14 protein-coding genes are annotated in these 19,876 nt (G+C 65.9%); 8 read left to right on the top strand and 6 right to left on the bottom strand.

Annotated features, from left to right (window positions below; genetic code table 11):
* Nucleotides 1-22: 22 nt before the first annotated feature.
* The 6 genes from QZ588_RS12900 to QZ588_RS12875 all read left to right on the top strand — a co-directional run bounded on the left by QZ588_RS12900 (nt 23) and on the right by QZ588_RS12875 (nt 10,528).
* A complete protein-coding gene (locus QZ588_RS12900; RefSeq protein WP_366929566.1) occupies nt 23-3,622 on the top strand; it encodes a DNA methyltransferase in 3,600 nt (1,199 codons plus the stop codon).
* Nucleotides 3,619-4,716: an AAA family ATPase gene (locus tag QZ588_RS12895; RefSeq protein ID WP_295543351.1), complete on the top strand. Its 1,098-nt coding sequence runs from the start codon at nt 3,619-3,621 to the stop codon at nt 4,714-4,716. The genes QZ588_RS12900 and QZ588_RS12895 overlap by 4 nt, the downstream gene beginning before the upstream one ends.
* 14 nt (nt 4,717-4,730) lie before the next feature.
* On the top strand, nt 4,731-5,363 hold the full coding sequence (locus QZ588_RS12890) for a DUF4276 family protein (protein ID WP_295543350.1): 633 nt from the start codon (nt 4,731-4,733) through the stop codon (nt 5,361-5,363).
* A complete protein-coding gene (gene pglZ, locus QZ588_RS12885; RefSeq protein WP_295543349.1) occupies nt 5,360-7,708 on the top strand; it encodes a BREX-1 system phosphatase PglZ type B in 2,349 nt (782 codons plus the stop codon). The genes QZ588_RS12890 and pglZ overlap by 4 nt, the downstream gene beginning before the upstream one ends.
* Nucleotides 7,708-9,753, top strand: coding sequence for a protease Lon-related BREX system protein BrxL (brxL, locus tag QZ588_RS12880; protein ID WP_295543348.1), 2,046 nt, complete (start codon nt 7,708-7,710; stop codon nt 9,751-9,753). The genes pglZ and brxL overlap by 1 nt, the downstream gene beginning before the upstream one ends.
* Before the next feature lie 514 nt (nt 9,754-10,267).
* A complete protein-coding gene (locus QZ588_RS12875; protein WP_295543346.1) occupies nt 10,268-10,528 on the top strand; it encodes a hypothetical protein in 261 nt (86 codons plus the stop codon).
* Between the two features lie 46 nt (nt 10,529-10,574).
* On the opposite strand, the gene QZ588_RS12870 is transcribed toward QZ588_RS12875, so the two are convergent.
* The 5 genes from QZ588_RS12870 to QZ588_RS12850 all read right to left on the bottom strand — a co-directional run bounded on the left by QZ588_RS12870 (nt 10,575) and on the right by QZ588_RS12850 (nt 16,188).
* The gene (locus QZ588_RS12870; RefSeq protein ID WP_295543344.1) at nt 10,575-11,975 is read right to left on the bottom strand and encodes an FAD-dependent oxidoreductase; all 1,401 of its coding nucleotides are present in this window, start codon (nt 11,973-11,975) and stop codon (nt 10,575-10,577) included.
* A 63-nt stretch (nt 11,976-12,038) separates the two neighbouring features.
* Nucleotides 12,039-12,419: a DUF302 domain-containing protein gene (locus QZ588_RS12865; protein WP_295543342.1), complete on the bottom strand. Its 381-nt coding sequence runs from the start codon at nt 12,417-12,419 to the stop codon at nt 12,039-12,041.
* Between the two features lie 5 nt (nt 12,420-12,424).
* Entirely contained in the window at nt 12,425-13,588 is a 1,164-nt protein-coding gene (locus QZ588_RS12860) for an acyl-CoA dehydrogenase family protein (protein WP_295543340.1), read from the bottom strand.
* Between the two features lie 162 nt (nt 13,589-13,750).
* The gene (locus tag QZ588_RS12855) at nt 13,751-14,299 is read right to left on the bottom strand and encodes an OsmC family protein (RefSeq protein ID WP_295543338.1); all 549 of its coding nucleotides are present in this window, start codon (nt 14,297-14,299) and stop codon (nt 13,751-13,753) included.
* A 197-nt stretch (nt 14,300-14,496) separates the two neighbouring features.
* Nucleotides 14,497-16,188: a sigma 54-interacting transcriptional regulator gene (locus QZ588_RS12850; protein WP_295543336.1), complete on the bottom strand. Its 1,692-nt coding sequence runs from the start codon at nt 16,186-16,188 to the stop codon at nt 14,497-14,499.
* Between the two features lie 332 nt (nt 16,189-16,520).
* Here QZ588_RS12850 and QZ588_RS12845 point away from each other — a divergent pair, with 332 nt between their 5' ends.
* On the top strand, nt 16,521-17,186 hold the full coding sequence (locus tag QZ588_RS12845) for an exopolysaccharide biosynthesis protein (protein WP_295543334.1): 666 nt from the start codon (nt 16,521-16,523) through the stop codon (nt 17,184-17,186).
* A 92-nt stretch (nt 17,187-17,278) separates the two neighbouring features.
* Entirely contained in the window at nt 17,279-18,163 is an 885-nt protein-coding gene (locus QZ588_RS12840) for a PhzF family phenazine biosynthesis protein (protein WP_295543332.1), read from the top strand.
* 116 nt (nt 18,164-18,279) lie between these two features.
* On the opposite strand, the gene cynR is transcribed toward QZ588_RS12840, so the two are convergent.
* Nucleotides 18,280-19,263 (bottom strand): transcriptional regulator CynR, encoded by a 984-nt coding sequence (gene cynR, locus QZ588_RS12835; protein WP_295543330.1) that lies wholly within the window; start codon nt 19,261-19,263, stop codon nt 18,280-18,282.
* Nucleotides 19,264-19,876 lie beyond the last annotated feature (613 nt).

Raw genomic sequence — 19,876 nt, 5'->3', positions numbered from 1 at the left:
ATTTCCTGACGACCGGAGCCAGATGATGCAGCCCCTCGCCAAACCCCTGCGCAGACAACTGGAAACCGCCGTCGTCGCCGCGCGTGATACCGCCGAGACCGGCGCCCGTGCTGCGCTCGATTATCTGGGCGTAGGCGAGGCCGAGGCCCCCCGTGGCGCCAGCGAGGAACAGCGGGCGCTACGCAGGCGGCTGCGCGCCCATGGCCGCCAGCTTGGCGACCGCCGCCATCCGGACGGTCGTCAGGATTGCATCGCGCTAATCGAAGAGACCGCCTACGAACACTGGCACCGCATGCTGTTCGCCCGCTTCCTGGCCGAGAACAACCTGCTGATGCACCCCGATGGCGTCGCCCTGAGCCTGGCCGAATGCCAGGAACTCGCCCCCGACGAAGGCGCCGCCAATGGCTGGGAGCTGGCCGGGCGCTATGCCGCGCGCATGCTGCCGCAGATCTTCCGCCCCGACAGCCCAGCGCTGGCCCTCAGCCTGGCGCCCGAGCACCAGCGCGCCCTGGAGCGCCTGCTCGCCGACCTGGAACCTGAGCACTTCCAAGCCAGCGACAGCCTCGGCTGGGTCTATCAGTTCTGGCAAAGCAAGCGCAAACAGGAGGTCAATAACGCCGAGGTCAAGATCGGCGCGCGCGAACTGCCCGCGGTAACCCAGCTCTTCACCGAGCCCTACATGGTCAGCTTCCTACTCGACAACGCCCTGGGCGCCTGGTGGGCAGCAAGACGACTCACCGGTACCGACCTCCAAAACGCCAGCAGCGAAGCGGAACTGCGCCGCAAGGCGGCGATCCCCGGTGTGCCGCTGGACTCTCTGCGCTTCGTGCAGCAAGAGGATGGCACCTGGACACCGGCGGCCGGCACCTTCGAGGCCTGGCCCGACCATCTGGGTGAGCTCAAGACCCTGGACCCCTGCTGCGGCTCCGGGCACTTCCTGGTAGCGGCCCTGCTGATGCTGGTGCCCATGCGCATGGCGCTTGAGGACCTGTCCGCGCACGCGGCGGTGGACGCGGTATTACGCCAAAACCTGCACGGGCTGGAGCTGGATCAGCGCTGCGTGGAACTCGCCGCCTTCGCGCTGGCCCTGAGCGCCTGGACCTACCCCGATGCCGGTGGCTATCGGCCGCTGCCGGCGCTGAACCTGGCCTGCTCGGGGCTCTCGGTCAGTGCCGCCAAAGAGGAATGGAAGCAGCTCGGACTTGGCAAGCAGAACCTGGCCATCGCGCTGGACTGGCTGCACGACAGCTTCCAGGACGCTCCGGTGCTGGGCAGTCTGCTGGAGCCGGGCAGCAGCGATGCGGCCAAGTTGGTGCGCTGGGAGGCCTTATCGGAGGCCCTGGCGTCGGCCCTGGACAAAGAGCCCGGCGACCCAACGGCCGGCAGTGACGGGGATGCGCTGGCGGGGCAGGAGGCCGCCGTGGTGGCACAGGGCCTGGCGCGGGCCGCCAGCCTGCTGGATGGGCGCTATCAGTGGGTGATCACCAACGTGCCCTACCTGGCGCGGGGCAAGCAGCGCGAGCGGCTGCGCACCTTCTGCGAGCGCCACTACCCGGCGGCCAAGAACGACCTGGCCACGGTCTTCCTGCAACGCTGCCTCGGGCTCTGCGTCGAGGGCGGCGCCACCAGCCTGGTGCTGCCGCAGAACTGGCTGTTCCTGACCAGCTATCGCAAGTTCCGCGAGCGCCTGCTCACCCGGGATCGCTGGCATCTGATCGCGCGCTTGGGGCCCGGCGCCTTCGAGACCATCAGCGGCGAGGTGGTCAAGGCCATCCTGCTCTGCCTGAGTCGCGGCAACCCCCAACCCCCAAGCCAGCCCCAGGCGGCGCAGTCCGCCTCACTGCTGCCCCCGCCGGACGCGGCTGAGCCAAGGGCCGATGCCGGCATGATCCGCGGCCTGGATGTCTCGGCATGTCGCACCGCCGCCGACAAGGCTGCGCAATTGCTGTCGACGGAGATCAAGAGCGTTGAGCAGGCGGCTCAGTTGCGGAATCCGGATGCGCGGGTAGGCTTGGAAATGGGTGGAGAAATAGCACTGCTTAATGATTGCTGCTACCACAATCTTGGCCTCTGTACTGGAGATTCCATTAGATTTTATAGGAAGGTTTGGGAATTCAATGCTCGCGTGGAAGGTTGGGAATGGATGCAAGGCACTGTAGATGAGTTTCTTCATTATGGCGGTTGCGATAGCTTGGTTTTTTGGCAAGACGGATCTAGTCAGTTATTTGATTTTGTGGTCGAGAAGCTTGGAGAAGACCAAGTAGGTTCATGGCTTCGGGGTAAGAATGCTTGGGGTAGGCATGGAATCTTGATCAGTGCAATGAGGGAATTGCCTGCCACTTCTTATCTTGGTAGTTTTTTTGATGAAAACGCGGTCGTGATAGTTGTAAAGGAAAAAAGGTTACTAGATTCGGTATTCAGTTGCGTCTCGGATGAAAGTTTCAATATCAATGTTAGAAAGATCAATCAAACTCTGAAAGTACGTGGAGATTTAGTAAAGATCCCCTTCGACCTCGACCACTGGACCCAAGTCGCCGCCGAACGCTACCCCAACGGCCTGCCCAAGCCCTACACCGACGACCCCACCCAGTGGATCTTTCACGGCCATCCCTGCGGCTCGGTGATCTGGGACGAAGACGCCAAATGGACCGCCAAGGGCCCGCTGCGCACCGATGATAGCGTGCTGCAGGTCGCCGTGGCCCGACTGCTGGGCTACCGCTGGCCTGCCGAACTGGACCCCGACATGGAACTGGCCGGCGAACAACGCGCCTGGGTTCAACGCTGCGAGGCCCTGCTGCCGCATGCCGACGATGACGGCATTCTCTGTATCCCGCCGGTGCGCGGCGAGGCGGCGGCTGCCGACCGCTTGCTCAACCTGCTGGCCGAGGCCTATGGCGAGGCTTGGTCCACCGACACCCTGGCTGCGTTGCTGAGAAGCGCTGACCACGCAGGCAGGCCGCTGGAGACCTGGCTGCGCGACAAGTTCTTCGCCCAGCACTGCAAGCGCTTCCAGCAGCGCCCCTTCATCTGGCACCTCTGGGACGGCCAGCGCGATGGCTTCGCGGCCCTGGTCAACTACCATCAGCTCGACCGCCAAAACCTGGAGCGATTGATCTATACCTACCTGGGCGACTGGATCCGCACCCAGGAGCGGACCGTGGCCGAGGGCCGCGCCGGCGCCGATGATCGCCTGGCCGCCGCCGAGGGGCTCAAGGCCAAGCTGGAGGCCATCCTGGAGGGCGAGGCGCCGCTGGACATCTTCGTGCGCTGGAAGCCGCTTGAACAACAGCCTATCGGCTGGGCGCCGGACCTGAACGACGGCGTGCGCCTGAACATCCGCCCCTTCCTGCTGGCCGGCGATGTCGGCAGGCGGGGCGCCGGCGTGCTGCGCGACAAGCCCAACATCCACTGGAAGAAGGATCGCGGCAAGGATGTGGCCAGCGCGCCCTGGTTTCACCTTGGCCCTACCTATGGTGGTAAGGAGGGCGACCGCATCAACGACCATCACCTGACCCTGGCCGAGAAGCGCGCCGCGCAGGCGGCGGCGAGCAACGAAGAGAGGGTCACCCGACCGGTGGGGAGCGAGCCGGTCCACACAGATGGGCAGGAGTTGGGTGGATGACGATGAGCGCCGACAAGACGACCTTGCCCCTGACGCAGCTGCACCTGTCGGGCTACAAATCCATCGCACAGGCGGATCTCCCGATCGGCCCGCTCAATGTGCTGGTCGGGGCCAACGGGGCCGGCAAGTCGAACCTGATCGGCTTTCTGGGCTTGATGCGCGATCTCGTCGACGGCCAGTTGCAGCTGCACATCGGCAAGGCCGGTGGCCCCGATGCCTTGCTGCACTATGGCCGCAAGACCACCGAAGCGCTGTCGGCGACCCTGACCTTTGGCGAGCACCAGTACTGGCTGCGGCTTGCGCCCACTGCCGACAACCGGATGCTGTTTGCCAACGAGGGCGATTGCTGCCCGCCAACAGCGCCTCAGGACCTGGGGCATGGCCATTTCGAGAGTCGTTGCGGCAGCGGCGATCACCCGATGGCCCCGGCGCTTCTGGCCAGCATGCGGCGTTGGGTGCTGTATCACTTCCATGACACGGGCGCGGATGCGCGGGTCAAACAGATTCACGCCCTGAACGACAACGGCTATCTGCGGCCTGATGCGCGCAACCTGGCGGCCTATCTGCTGCGGTTGCGCGAGACGGTGCCGGAGCACTATCAACGCATCCTGCGCACGGTGCGCCTGGTGGCGCCCTTTTTCGGCGACTTTCATCTGCGGCCCACGCCGATGAATCCCGACATGATCGAACTGGAGTGGGTGGAACGAGGGCAGGATCTGCCCTTCAAGGCGCATGCGCTGTCCGACGGCACCCTGCGATTCATCTGTCTGGCGACGCTCCTGCTGCAACCCCAGGACCGACGCCCCAGCCTGATCCTGATCGACGAGCCGGAGCTTGGGCTGCATCCTTACGCCATTACGGTACTTGCCGGGTTGCTCAAGTCGACGGCACAGCAGAACCAACTGCTGGTCTCGACCCAATCGGTCGAACTGATCAGCGAATGCGACCCTGAGGATCTGATCGTGGTGGACCGGCATCAGGGGCAGTCGGCCTTTCGTCGACTCGACGCCACAGCACTGCAGGACTGGCTCCAGGAATACAGCCTGGGTGAGCTCTGGAAGAAGAATGTCATCGGCGGGAGACCTGGCTGGTGATCCGAGTGCACGTCATGGTGGAAGGGCAGACCGAAGAGACCTTCGTGCGCGACCTGCTCTATGACCATTTTCAAGGCCGCAGTGTCTTCTTGAACCCGATTCTGTTGCGCACCAGCGCCCAAGGCAAAGGTGGCGTTGTCCGCTACGCCAAGGTCCGGCCTCAGATTGTTCGGCAGTGCCGACAGGACAGCGCGGCCGTGGTCACGACCCTGATCGACTTGTACCGTTTGCCGGGAGACTTTCCGGGTAGCCAGACTTGCGTGGTAACGGATGTCTACGCAAAGGTTCGCTGCCTGGAGCAGGCGCTTGCTGATGATGTGGACTGCCGTAATTTCCTGCCGAATCTGTCCGTCCACGAGTTCGAAGCGCTATTGTTCTCCGATCTCGATCAATTCTCGGCCTGGTTCGATGAGGCGGCGATGAAGCGGCTGCATGCACAGATCCCGAAGGACAGAACCCCGGAAGAGATCAATGATGGCGTGGATACAGCGCCCTCGAAACGCATCATTGCCGCTCTGGCCGGTGACGGTTACCAGAAGACGCTTCATGGCCCATTGATCGCCATGGATATCGGACTGGCGTCGATGCGCCAGCGCTGCCCCCATTTCCATGCCTGGCTGAAGCAGCTGGAGGCGCTGGCGCCATGAGACTCGTCATCCAGCATCTGCTGGACTCGCTGCAGGCAGCGGCCAATCTCAGCAGGGCGAGCCAGGCGCGGCCGGCGGCCGTGCTCTGGACGGACCATGAACGTCAGTGGCAGGCGGCGATTCCACGCCTGCGCGCCGAGCTGCCGCAACTGCTGGTGCTGGGCGACTACGACCCCGCGCACGGGCAGGGCCCGGCGATCTGGCTCAAGTGCATGGTTGCCGGCACCCTGGAAGAGACGCGCCTGCCCGATGGCCTGGTGCCCATCCTCTATCTGCCCGGCGTGGCGCGAGCGGACCTGCGCGCCATCGAGAGTTGTTCGCGGGCCCTGCAGCCGCTGGCGGAGTTGCAGTATCGCGGCGTCTTCTGGAGCCAGGTCAATGGCCGCGACTGGAGCCTGAATGCCTTTCTGAACGGCTCGCGCGGCGGGCTGCGGCTGGATCTGTCCGGTGATCGGGCGACCCGCCAGGCCCTGCACCGCGCGCTGGATGTGCTGCTGGATACGCCCATCGACGCACTGCGCGGCCGGCGGCTAGAGGCCGATGACTTCGATGCGCTGCTGAGCGGCGATCCGGTACGTGATCTGTTGACCTGGATGGATCATCCGGAGCAGGCGGCGCAGGACTGGCAGGGACCGCGTTGGGAGGCCTTCAGCAATCGCTGCAGGTCGGACTGGAGGCTGGACCCCGAGGCGGATGGTCCGCTGACGGCGCTGGAACGGCTGGCTGCAGAAGCGCCGGGCTGGGAGCCGCTCTGGGAGCGTTACACCACCAGCTGGCGGTCTTTTCCTCAGATCGCCTCGGCGCTGGAAACACTCAACCCGCCACCCAAGCGCGATCTCTTCCATGAGCCCTCGCGCTACCCGCGCTTCAACAGCGACGCCGAGGACACCCTGCGTGCAGCCCTGATGACCCTTGCGAATCTGGCGCCAGCGGATGCGAGCAGCCGCTTGCTGGACCTGGAAGACGATCACGGCCGCCGGCGCGAATGGCTTTGGGCCGAGATGGGCCTGGCACCGCTGGCGATGGCGCTTGAGCCCCTGAGCGCGCTCTGCCGGCTGGTGGCCGAGCCCTTGGGTGGTCAGTCGTTGGTGCAACTGGCCACGGCCTATCGGGATCGCTTCTGGCCGGTGGACCGGTTCGCCCGGCAGGCGCTGGCCAGCGTCCGGAGCAAGACCGATCGAGACGCCGTGAGTCTGGCCCTGCAAGCGGTCTATGTGCCTTGGTTGCAGCAGAGCGCCGAGCGTTTTCAGGCCCTGGTGCTGGCCGATGGATTTCCAGGCAGCGAGCGTATTGATGTGGTCCAGGAGGCGCGTTCGGATTACGGGCGCGCCGGGCAATGCTGGTTCTTCGTCGATGGCCTGCGCTACGACGTGGCGCGGGACCTGATCGAACGCCTGCAAGCCCAAGGCCTGACCGGTGTGCTGCGCACGACCTGGGCGCCGGTGCCCTCGGTCACGGCCTCCGGCAAGGTCGCTTGCTCGCCGGTGGCCGATCAGGCGGCCGGGCGGGCCACAGATCAGGATTTCGTACCGAGCCAGACCGGCGAGGACCGGCCGCTGGACACGGCGCGCCTGCGCAGCCTGCTGGTGGATCAGGGCTGGCAGATCTTGAGCGGTAACGACAGCGGCGACCCGTCCGGGCGCGCCTGGCTGGAGTTCGGCGATCTGGATCACTACGGCCACCAGCACGGGTTGCGCCTGGCCTCGGAGATCCCGCGCATGCTCGATGAGATCCTGGAACAGATCCAATCCCTGATGGCCGCAGGTTGGCAGCGCATTCGTCTGGTGACCGATCACGGCTGGCTGCTGGTGCCGGGCGGCTTGCCGAAGGAGACGCTGCCCCGGTTTCTGACCGCGACCCGCTGGGGACGCTGTGCCAGCCTGAGCCCCTCGGCGCAGCCGACGGCGCTGACCCTGACCTGGACCTGGTGTCCGGAAGTGCGGATCGCCATGGCGCCCGGGATCGGCAGTTTCATTGCCGGACAGGACTATGCCCACGGTGGGCTCAGCCTGCAGGAGTTGCTGATTCCGGTGATCGAGGTGACGGGCCAGCGCGATGCCGGCACAGCTGCGGCGCGGCTGGAGATTGCATCGACCTGGGCTGGGCTGCGCTGCCGAGTACAAGTCACCGGCGCCGGTGCCGGTTTTGGCGTGGACCTGCGCCAGCGCGCCAATGATCCGCAGACCTCCTGTGCGGGTGGCGTCAAAGTCTTGAAGGGCGACAAGGCCTCGCTGCTGGTCGCAGACGAGGATCTGGAAGGCATGGCGGTGACCCTGGTAGTACTGAACGCCGATGGGCAGCCGGTGCAGTCCCTGGCGACCGTGATCGGCGGTGGAGAGGGCTGATGCAACTGGATGATCTGGATCGACAGGCGGCGGCGCAATTCGAGGGCTTTGTCGTGCGCAAGGATCTGGTGCGGCAGTTCAGCCGCCAGTTTCCGGTGCCGACCTATGTGGTGGAGTTTCTGCTCGGGCGCTATTGCGCGACCACCGATCCACAGGAGATCGAGGAGGGCCTGGAGATCGTGCAGCGGCAACTGGCCTCGCGCACGGTCAAGGCCGGCGAGCAGGAACTGTTCAAGGCCCAGACCCGAGAGCAGGGCAGCGTCAAGCTGATCGATCTGGTCAGCGCGCGGCTGGATACCAAGACCGATGCCTACCTGCTGACCCTGCCGAGTCTGCAATTGCGCGATGTGCGGATCGAACCGGACCTGGTGAACGAACACGAACGCCTGCTCACCGGCGGTTTCTATGCCGAGGTGGCCCTGAGCTACGACTCCCTAATCGCGCAGGAGTCGCACGGCCGGCCTTTCGGAGTCGACGCGCTGCGGGCGATCCAACTGTCCAAGCGCGATGTGCTGGAAGCGCTGGCGAGCGGCCGGACGGCCTTCAGCACGGTCGCGTGGAAGGACTTCTTGCTGCGCAGCATCGGCCTCGAGCCGGGCGATTTCGATGCGCGCGCCAAGGATGCGCTGCTGCTGCGCATGGTCCCCTTCGTCGAGCGCAACTACAACCTGGTGGAACTGGGGCCGCGGGGCACCGGCAAGAGCCATCTGTACCAGCAGGTCTCGCCCTATGCGCATCTGATCTCGGGGGGCAAGGCCACGGTGGCCAAGATGTTCGTGAACAACGCCAGTGGCCAGCGCGGGCTGGTCTGCCAATACGATGTGGTCTGCTTCGATGAGGTGTCGGGGGTGTCCTTCGATCAGAAGGATGGCGTGAACATCCTCAAGGGCTACATGGAATCCGGGGAGTTCAGTCGCGGCAAGGAAAGCATCCGCGCCGATGGCTCGGTGGTGCTGGTGGGCAATTTCGATGTGGATGTGGAGCATCAGCAGCGGGTCGGCCACCTGTTTGGCCCCTTGCCGCCCGAAATGCGCGACGACACCGCCTTCATGGACCGCATCCATGCCTATCTGCCGGGCTGGGATGTGCCCAAGCTGCAGCCGTCACTGTATACGGACCATTTCGGGCTGGTCAGCGATTTTCTGTCGGAATGTTTCAGCCGCTTGCGCATGGAGAGTCGGCTGCCGCAGGTCCAGGGGCGGGTGCATGTTGGCGGGGCGCTGTCCGGACGGGATATCAATGGGGTCAACAAGACCATCAGTGGTCTGTTGAAGCTGCTCTATCCGTCCGCAACCCAGGCGGTCAGCGATGAAGATCTGGAGTGGGCGACGCGGTTGGCATTGGAGGCGCGCCGGCGGGTGAAGGAGCAGCAGAAGCGCATCGGCTCGGCGGAGTTTCGCAATACCCATTTCAGCTATGTGATGGGCGATGAGGGGGTGGAGACCTTTGTGTCGACCCCGGAACTGGCGAGCACCAGTGGCATCGGCGCCGACCCCCTGGAGCCGGGACAGGCCTGGTGCATCAGCCCCGGTGGCATGGAGGAATACCCGGGGCTGTTCCGGATCGAGGCCAACGAGGGCCCCGGCAGCGGCTTGCGCATCCTGAACAAGCCGGCGCCGGCGGCCTTTCAGGAATCGGTGCGCTATGCGCAGCAGAATCTCTATGCGCGGGCCATGCAGTTGGTGGGTGATCGCGACCCGAGAAGCCATGAATTCTCGGTGCAGTTACGCAGCTTCGATGCCGCCCGCGGTGGCAGCCAGACCGGGGTTGCGGTGCTGATCGCGTTCTGTGGTGCGTTGCTGAAGAAGTCGGTGCGGGGTGGATTGGTGATCGTCGGTGAGATCAACCTGGGTGGCTCCATCGAGCCGGTGCACAACCCGGTCACCCTGGTGGAGATGGCGGTCGAGAAGGGCGCCCAGGTGGTCCTGATGCCGGTCTCCAGCCGCCGTCAGCTGTTTGATCTGTCCGATGACATGGCCACCAAGGTGGATCTGCAGTTTTACCAGGATGCCCGGGATGCCTTGTTGAAGGCGTTGATGGAGTGAGCTTGGGTTCGAGTACCAAGCCCCATCGCGTTCCAAGGCGCGTGCCTCTGCGGGGCAGCGTGCCACCGGCAGACGAGAGGGGACCGACGAGAGGGGTTGCACCGTTCCCTGCGAGAGAGACGGCGGCTACCAGGAAACGCGCTGGTCGAACCGACGGGCGCGGCCGCGGTGATGAAGGCGATGGTGCGCATGTCCGCGCCGCAGTTCGGACAGACCAGCGGCAGCAACTCGAACAGCCGGGTCAGCAGCATGGCCCAGAGATAGCGCACCGCCGACACCGGCTTTGGCCCCGCAACCCAGAGGGGACCGGGCGGGCGGCGGCGTCCTGGACGGCGGCGCGTCGGGCATGGAACGGCAAAGCACGGTATGCTGTTTATGCAACAGGCGGGCCGTTTGCCCAGGCCGCGTCGGGCCGGTTGCTGTCGGGCGCCGCACCCCGGCAGCGCAAACGTCGCCGCTGCAGTCGACGGACAACGAAGGTGGAGGTGTAATGGCTCAGAACACTGCTGTCTCGATGGAGACGACGAAGGATGGCGGCGCCACTGCGGGCGGCGAGAAGCACGCGCGCCCGGGCTGCGACAATCACGGCGGCCTCTTCCGCAAGCAGGCGGGGCGGCGGCAGATCGTCATCAATCCCGTCGGCCGGCGCACGCCGCGGGAGCCGGTCACCGAGGCGCAGCGCGCCGCACTGGCGCGGCGGCGCCGGCTGGAGCGGCACATGGAAGAAACAGAACTGGCGCAGGTGACGGCAGAGGTCTGGGACGAGTCCTCCTGAGCACGCCGCCTGAGCACGCTGCTAGCCGTCAGCGGCCAGCCGGACCTTAGCCAAAGTGACTGCGGTAGAGCTCGGTGCCGAGCCGGGCGTAGCTACCGGTGAGGACGAAGGCCGGCTCGGTGCCGGTGTGCTCCAGGCGGGCGCCGTCGGCATCGTCGCTGACGCAGCGCCAGTCGGTGGGGTCGGCGTCGGCGGCGACCCGGCCATTGCACACGCTGATGGGCAGGCTCGGCGTCTTGACGCGCACCAGTGGCGGCCGCGGCTGGAAGGGGACGTGCTCCCCCGCCATGTCCGCGGCGATGGCCTCGGCCTGGCGGCGGATGGGCTCGATGTAGCTGAAACAGCGGCCCTCGACTTCGGCGCAGTCGCCGAGGGCGTAGACGTCGGGCAATGACGTGCGCAGGCGGCGGTCGGCGATGATGCCGTGCCCGACGGCGATGCCGGCGCGGGCCGCGGGCTCGGTGATGGGCAGGAGACCGGCGGCGGAAAGCACCAGATCCGTTGCGAACGTGCTGCCATCGGCGAGGGTGGCACGCAGCGCGCTGTCGGCGTGATCGACACGCGCCAGCGTCTGGCCAAGTCGCCACTCCACACCCTTGGCATCGAAGCGCGCCCGCAGCAGCTCGGCGATATCCGCCGGCAGCAGCGCCGCCAGGGGCCGTTGGTTGGGGTCGACGATACTGACGCGGTGCCCCGCGGCACACAGATCGTCCGCCAGCTCGCAGCCGATGAGGCCGGCGCCGAGCAGGGTGATGTGCCGGCGATCGCCGTCGAGGCGCTGGCGCAGGTCTCGATAGCTGCGCAGATCATTCACCCGCAGCACCGCCGCGGCGGCATCACCCGCCACGTCCAGCTGCCGCTGCCGGGCACCCAGCGCGAGCACGAGCCGAGCGTAGGTGATACCGCCCCGTGCGGTGATCAGCCGGCGCTTGGCGGGATCGATCTTGATCACCCGCGTGCGGGTCAGCGCCTCGATGCCGAGCTCGGCCGCGCGCTGCTCGGCGCTGGCCTCCACCAGATCCGCTGGCGCCCGGCCGTGGGCCAGGGCGGTGGACAGGGACGGCTTGGCATAGACCGCACCTTCGCAGGCGGTCACCAGGAGGATGGGCAGGTTCGGGTCGCGGCGGCGCACCGCCTCGGCGACGGACCAGCCGGCGATACCCGCACCCACGATCACAAGATGCTCGGCGCTGCCGAAGCGCCGGCCGCCGTGCCTGTCCACCGCCGTGCTCTCCGGCGCCGCCGGCGGGCTCGCGGCCACGGCCGGCGCATCGGGCAGTGGTCGCAGGTCTAACTTACGCAAGCCACACAGCGGACATTGCCAATCCTCCGGCATGTCCTCGTAGCGAGTGCCCGGCGGCAGGCCGCCATCGGCATCCCCCTTGGCCTCATCGTAGATGTAACCGCAGGCATCGCAGATCCACTTGTGGTAGGGGGTCTCGGTCATGGGTACTGCTCCGGTTGGGGCTTGGCGGGGCGGTGGACGTCGGGATGGATGGTGGGCGCCGGGTCAGGCCTGCGGCACCTGCGCCAGGATCTGCGCAAACAGCGCGTCCAGCTCGGCGCCGATGGCATCGAGGGCCGGGCTGTCGAAGGCGGCGAAGACCGTGCCCGGCATGCGGCAGGCGACCTTGGTGGTGCCCTGGTCGTCGTAGACATGGATGCGCAATGGGATGTCGTGACCCGCGGGCTTGCAGGCCTCCCACACGCGGATGGCGAAGTCCGGGCGGAAGATCTCCAGGATCTGATCCGCCGGAACCTCTTGGCCGATGAGCTTGGCATTGGCCTGGCCGTTGATGTGGGCGACCACACGGAGCCCGACGGCGTCGACGCCGTGCTTGAGTGCGTCGATGGCCTCGTCGGCGGAAAGGGGGGTTGTGAAGGTGTTCATGGTGGCTAGGCGCTCGCCCCCTCCGCCTCCATGCGCGCCAGTTCCTTGCGCAGGTGCTTCGTGGCCGGTGTAACGATGGCGACGAAATAGGACTCGCGCAGCTTGCGCTGCGCCGGTGCGCTGCTGAGGTAGCCCTTGGCGCCGGTGTGCAGCATGGCGGACTGGGATGCGCGCAGGGCCAGCTCGCCGGCGGCGAGGCGCAGCTGGAGGATTTCGCGGAAAAAGTCCTTCGAGGTTTCGTACGGCGTCTCGGCGAGGGTCAGCACCGCGTCGACGATGTCGTCGAGCTCCTGTTGCAGCTCGTCGGGGCGGTCGTCGAGGAATTGGTTCACATGCCCGAGCAGGGGCTCCACGCTGCGGCAGACGTCGATGCAGCCCTGGATGTTGCCGGCGCCCATGCCAAATTGCAGCAGCACCAGGCCTGCGCGCGCCCGTTGTAGGAACGCGGCGCCATCATGATCGATGACGTTGGCGTCGGGGATGAACACGTTATCGAACAGACAGGCGAAGGTGCGCGTCCCCTCCAGCGCCACGAAGTGCGCGGACTGGCGCAGCGTGAAGCCCGGTGCGCTGCAGTCCACCAGCGCCATCACCGTCCGGTTGGTGTCGCCGCTGAGGGTGAACAGCGAGCCGAACACATGGTCGGCGCCCAGGTTCGAGACCCAGGGCAGGCTGCCGTTGACGAGATAACCGCCATCCACGCGCTCGCCGCTCAGGCGCAGGTCTTCGATGCCCGAGAAGGCCTTCATGGTATTGGACATGCCGGTGCCGCCCAGCACACGGCCGGACGCCAGCGGCTCCAGCCAGCGCTCACGGGCTTGCGCCTCGCCCACTTGCAGATACCAGGCGCAGGTGTCCTGGCACCAGGTGGCGAAGCCAGTGGACAGGCATTCCTGGGAGACGGCGGCCATTGCGCGGATGGCGGCGCCGAAGTCGTGGCAGCCGTCGGCGCGTGCATCCGGCAGGTGTGCGCGGAAGGCGCCGGCAGCGCCCAGGCTGTGCATGACCGCCTTCGGATACAGGCCTTCGGTGTCGATGCGCGCCGTCTGCGGGGCGAGCTCGTGCTCGACGATGGCGCGGGTGGCGGCCACCAGCTCATCGGCGGATTGTGCGGCGGCGAAGGCGTGGCTGGCTGCGGTGGATTTTGGGATCTGGATCGCGGCGCTCATGGGAGACGGCTCCTGCAACAGGTGTCGGTGCAAACGATGGCGGGGCACGGCCGTTGGCCGCACGGGGTATTGACCTGGGGGCGGCGCACCAGCGGGGGCCGGTACGTCCGATCAGCGCGGTGCGCCACCGAAGCCGGCGGCTGGGGCGGCGCAGCGACTTGCTCAGGCCGGCTCGACGCTGACGTTCACCGGCCGGCGCATGGTGTTGGCCACCGGCGACCAGGCGTTGGAGTGGGCGATGATCTCGTCGATGACTTCCTTCGGGGCGTCGCCGTCGGCATCGATGGTGACGCGGATGTCCGTGAAGCCCAGGGGCTTGGCCGGGTTGAGATCGCCCGTGCCCCAGACGGCGGTGACGTTGATGTCACCTTCCAGGTGCAGCTCCAGCTTGGTGAGGCGGACGCCGCGGGCGGTGGCGTTGGCATGCACGCCGACGGCGAGGCAGGCGCCCAGGGTGGCCAGCGCCGCCTCGGAGGGGTTCGGGGCGTTGTCCTCGCCGAGCAGGTGCGGCGGCTCGTCGATGAGCATGGGCGCGAGATCACGCACGTAGGTCATGTTGCGAAACTGGCCCTCGCAGACGGTCTTGGCCTTGAGGGTGACGACGTTGGTGGGGTTGGCTTTGCCCTTCTCGCCGAGCTTGGCGAGGCCGTCGGTGTCGATGGGGCGCAGGTAATCGATGGTGGTTGCGATGGTCTCGGCAGTGGCGCTCATGGTGATGCCTCCATGGGGTGTTGGTGGTCGCTATGGACCGGGCTGAAACTCCCCCGCTGACAAGCAAACACCGTGCCGATTCATAAAATACTGGATAAACAGAGATTTGCGGTCTGTCATCCCAGCATGTCGACAATTTCAGCAGCGCTGCCGGCCAGTTTGTCGACAATGTCGACAGGTCGCGCCGGCGAGTCTTGTCAATCGGTCGTGATGCCGAGCTTGAGAATGCGATAGCGCAGCTGACGCGGTGTCAGGCCAAGACTCAATGCCGCCCGGGTCTTGTTGCCGTGATGGCGTTGCAGCGCCCGCTCGATGTCCGCACGCTCGTCGTAGCGCACCCGGGCATAGGGCCGCAGTCCCGGCTCGCTGCTGTCGAAGGGATTGCCCGGCAATCGGCCCGCGGCTGCCGCCGCTGCGGGCATCGATGCCGACCCCGCTGCGGGCCCGCTCCCTCGCGATGCCGCCGGTCCGTCGCCGCCCATCGCGGCGACGGACAGTCCGCCCGGCTCGGTGCCTGCGCCCGGCTGGCAGATGCCTTCTTCCTCGGCCAGGATCTCCCGGATCAGCTCCCGGCGAATGATCGACTCCGTGCTCATGAGCACGGCGCGCTTCACCAGGTTTTCCAACTGGCGGATATTGCCGGGCCAGGCGAACCGCTCCAGCAGCTCCAGCGTCCCCGTGCCGAAGATCTGGTTGCGGTCGTACTCCTGGTTGGCGGCGTTGAGGAAGTGCCGGGCGAGGATGGGCACATCGCCCGTGCGGGCGCGCAGCGGTGGCAGCCGGATCGGGAAGACGTTGAGGCGATAGAACAAGTCCAGGCGGAAGCGGCCGTCGTTGACGGCCTCCTGCAGGTTCTGGTGGGTGGCGGCGACGATGCGCACGTCCACCGGTATATCGCGCACGCCGCCCACGCGCTGCACCATCTTGTACTCCAGCACCCGCAGCAGCTTGGCTTGCAGTTCCAGGTCCAGATCGCCGATCTCGTCCAGGAACAGGGTGCCGCCGTCGGCGAGCTCCATGCGCCCCTTCTTGACCGCCTGCGCGCCGGTGAAGGCGCCCTTCTCGTGACCGAACAGCTCGGACTCCAGCAGGTTCGCCGGGATGGCCGCACAGTTGACACTCACAAAGGGCCCGTCGGCGCGCTTGCTGGCGACGTGCTGCATGCGCGCGAAGCGCTCTTTGCCGGTGCCGGACTCACCCAGCAGCAGCACCGTGGTCTTGGTGGCCGCCACCTGCAGGGTCTGGTTGATGGCCTGGTGCAGCGCCGGACTCTGGCCGATGATGCCGTAGGAGGCGCCGCGGCTTTCCATGCGGTTTTTGAGCAGTCGGTTCTCCGAGAGCAGCTGCGCCGTACGCTCGGCCACCAGGTCGTTGACGCGCAGCACCTGGGCGATGAGGGTCGCGATGACCTGCAACAGCGCAACGTCGCGCTGGAATGGGCGCTCGCGCTGGCGCAAGCGGTGCACGGCCAGCACGCCGATGGTCTGCTCGTGCTGCTGGATGGGCAGGGCGATATAGGCGACTGCTTCCTGCGGCAGCACGCCGCGGGCGATCGCCCGGGCGAGGTAGTCGGGCTCGGTGTCGATATCCTGCACCAACTCCACCTGGCCGGTCTGGAAGACCCGGCCGGTGATGCCCTCGCCGACGGCGTAGCGTCCCCGGGCGCGCTCGTCGGCGGTGAGGCCGTAGGCGTAGCGGATGCCGAGGGCGCCCGTGCGCGGGTCCACCAACAGCACGCGGCCTCGGTTCAGGCCCAGCAATTGAGACAACAAGCGCAGGATGCCCTGGATGGCGCCCCCCGGGTTATCACTGCGGCTGATGATGCGGGCGGCCTGCTGGACGACCAGCAGCTCGGATTCCAGGGCGGCGGCGGTATCGGCGACGGACATGGGCGCTCGCAATTGACGACAAAGTGGCCAAAGCCCGAATAAGCAAGATAAATGCCAAGTTGTCGTAAGCGGCCGTCGCAGGGCGTCGCCCCGATGGCCGGCGCCCCCGCATGCGCTCAGTCGTTGCTCGCCCTTGATGTGGCGGCCCGCAGTGAGGTCCGTTGGGCTGTTGCTGTCATGCGCCCATGCCAACGCCATGGGCCCGCGCCAGCCCCGCCCATGGTCGGCCGACGGGCGCGCTGGCGCCGCTTTGGTGCGGACACTCGCGCACGGGGCGCTGTACCATCCGCGCTGCTCGCGCTCGCCGCGCCACTGTTGACAGGATACCCATGATGAACCAGCGCCCCATTGAAACCCCTGATCACGAGGCCGCGCCGCGCCGCGGCCTCGTGGTTGCCCTCGAGATCATCGCCGACGAGGCGCCCGCCGAGGGTATGACGTTACAGGCATTCACCCACGCCCTGGGCGAGCGGGCTTTCGGCCTGATGCTGTTCGCGCTGACCATACCGGTCTGCATCCCGCTGCTCTACGGCATCCCGCAGATCGTCTCCCTGCCCATGATCGCCATCGCGGTGCAGATGGCCATGGGCCGCCCGCAGCCTTGGATTCCGCGGCGCTTCGGCGAGCGACGCCTCGGCAAGTCCGGGCTGATGCAGATGGCCACCGGCGCGCGCAAGTGGTTCGGCTGGATCGAGGCCGTGGCCCGCCCGCGACTGCTGCTGCTCTCGGGCCCGACGGCGGAGCGTGTGGTGGGTGCGGTGTTCGTGGTGTTCGTCGCCAGCATCCTGATCCCCTTTCCCGCCACCAACACCCTCCCGGGCATCGGCATCGCCATGGCCTCCATCGGGCTCATCACCCGCGATGGGCTGCTGGTCGTCGCCGGCCTCGTCATCGGCATCGCCTGGATCACCCTGCTGGTGGTGGGCATCGCCGTGCTCGGCCCGGCCTTCGTCGATCTTTTCAAGGATGCCCTCAAGTCGATGCTCGGGTTTGGTTGATCGCTGATCGATAGGCAGACAGCCCGCAACGACGGCTGACTCGATACGTCGGTGACGCCGGGCATGACGACGAGCAAAAAAGGTCAATAGGTATGACGCAGCGCTTTTTTCTGGTTGACGTCTTCGCGCAGGCGCCCTACAGCGGTAATCCACTGCCCGTCATCGTGGACGAATCCGGCTTGGATGACGCTGTCATGCAACGCATCGCAGCCGAGCTCAACTACTCGGAAACCGCGTTCGTCGATCCTGCACCGGCGACGGACGGCTGCTATCGGATTAAGCTGTATACGCCAGCACGGGAAATCGCATTCGCAGGACATCCTCTGCTCGGGGCAGCGCGGGTGATCCGCGATCATGTCGCCGGGGCAGGTGCACCATCGATCCGGTTGCGCTTACTGCAGGACAGCGTCGACGTGACGTTCGAGCAGGCGCCCGATGGCGGCGAGATTGTCTGGTTTCGGGCACCCAAGGTATGGCCGGGTGCGACCCTGCAGCCTGGCGATATCGCGCCGGCGGTCGGCTTGTGCGCGGAAGACGTCGCCACCGAAACGCCGGTGCAGGTGTTCAGCGCCGGCACCGGCGCCATCCTTGTTCCGCTTCGCAACCGTCGGGCCTTGGAGCATTGCCGACTGGATCTCGAGGCCTTCGCGCCGCTGGCGTCCGCCGGCTTTCCGCCGCTTGTGTACCTGTTCTGTCAAGCATCGGCGGAGGCGCCAGAGGATTTCCGGGTCAGGTTCTTTTTCGAAGCCCACGGCGCTCGAGAAGATGCGGCGACCGGTAATGGTGCTGCGTTTCTCGGGGCTTACCTCGCCGCCAACGGCGGTTTGCCAGAACCGTCGCGGACACTGTACATCCGCCAGGGCGATCGCATCGGGCGGCCGTCGCAGGTCATGCTTCGCATTGCTCGTGCCGTCGCGGGGTTGGACATCCGCGTGGGCGGCAGAGTGGTGCCGATTATCGAGGGGCATCTGGTCTGAGTCGGCATTCGGGGCGGCCGTCCGCCGCAGCCGCCGCCAGTCACGTGCGTGCGAGCGCCGAAGAGGAGCGGCGAGCGGGATCGCGCTCGGCGATCTGCTGAGCCGACCAAAACGATTTAGCGCTGGACGAGTGCCGTCTCGGGGGTGCGACGTTGCGATGGCGTCGACACCGCCGCGGTTTGCTGCCTGGCGCGCAAGCTGCACCAGTCCACTGCCAGTTCGCCAAACGCCACGCAAGCCGGGCTTTTGTAGCCACCATTTCGGCAGATCAGCGTGATCGTGTGATTGGGAAGCGACGGTGCGAGCTTGATCGATTGGATCCCATGCTGGGCGGTTGCGATCGTGTCAGGCAAGATCGTTGCGAGCCGCCCGAGGCGGACTATTTCCACGATGACACTCAGAGAGTTGGTTTCCATGGCGATGTGAGGCGTGATGCCGTGCTGGCGGCAGTACATGTCGACGTAGCGACGCAGCACGAAATCAGGGCTCAGTAAGACCAACGGCTCTTCTGCCAGCGTTGCGGCGCTGAAGGGGCTGCGATCGCCCGCGCGGCCATGTCCCTGACCGACCGCGAGGTTCAGCGCTTCGTCGAACAGTACGTGCGCTTCGATCTTGGACGACGCAGCCATCGATGAGAGCGTATTCGTGAACGCGATGCCGACGTCTATCCGGTCTTCGGCGACGCCACACTCGATGTCGTGCTGCGGCATTTCCAGCGTGCTGACGGAGATGCCCGGATAGTGTGCGTTGAACGCATCCAGTAGTGGCGCCGTCAGGTAGTCTGTGATCGGTGTCATGCCCAAGCGCAAGGAGCCGCGGCTTAAATCCTGCAGATCGTGGATGGCGCGTTGCGCTGCATGCAGCTCACCAAGGGCGCGGCGCGCGTGCAACAGATAAACCTCACCGGCATCGGTGAGTCGTACCGAGCGACCTGAGCGATCGAGCAGCTGGACGTCGAGCGATTCTTCCAATTGTTTGATTTGCTGAGAAAGTGTCGGCTGCGAAACCGCAAGCGCGTCCGCGGCGCGCGTAAAGCTTTTGTGTTCTGCGACCGCCAAGAGGTAGCGGATCGAGCGCGGGAACACGATTTTTCGATGCATAGTGAACGCCTATAGGGCTAATCAGCATACGATCTTGGACAGATCAGCACGCGGCGGGCTAATCTTGCACAGAAATCGGGCGGCGTGCACTAAAAAAAAAGGATGTTGCGACCAATCAGCGTAACTAACTGAAAGATAACGTTCTCAGGGCATCCAAAATGGTGCATTAGATATTGATGCTATTACTGTATTAGTGATTAGCGATGGAGAGCGGCTGTCGCCCTCAGGAGACTGGGGCCAGCCGTCAACGTAGCGAAGTATTCCGTCGGCTGATGCCCGTCTGGTTGCTATCATGGCGGAGCTTGTGAATGACCCGGCGACCGTGGCTAGGTAGTTCAATCTGCGACCAGATACGGCCATGGTGATCATGCAGAATCGATGGCCGATAGTGTGCTTGTCAGCCTTGAGCTAGCGCGATGCACTCTCCAGAATCCTCGGACCTGTGAGCATGTCGCCACCCTGCGGACCGTGGCGGACAGCCAATCTGAGGCGCGACGCACATGAACGATCTGAAGACCCCCGTGTCCCGGCTGGCCCGTCTCTATCGCGACGCGCGTGATCGCTGGAAAGGCAAGGCGCTGGAACGCCAGCAGCGCTTGCGCACAGCGCAGGT

The sequence above is a fragment of the uncultured Thiohalocapsa sp. genome, from assembly GCF_913062725.1.
Taxonomy (GTDB): Bacteria; Pseudomonadota; Gammaproteobacteria; order Chromatiales; family Chromatiaceae; genus Thiohalocapsa.
The sequence above is the reverse complement of the archived record's forward strand: the minus strand, read 5'-3'. Positions and strand labels throughout refer to the sequence as shown.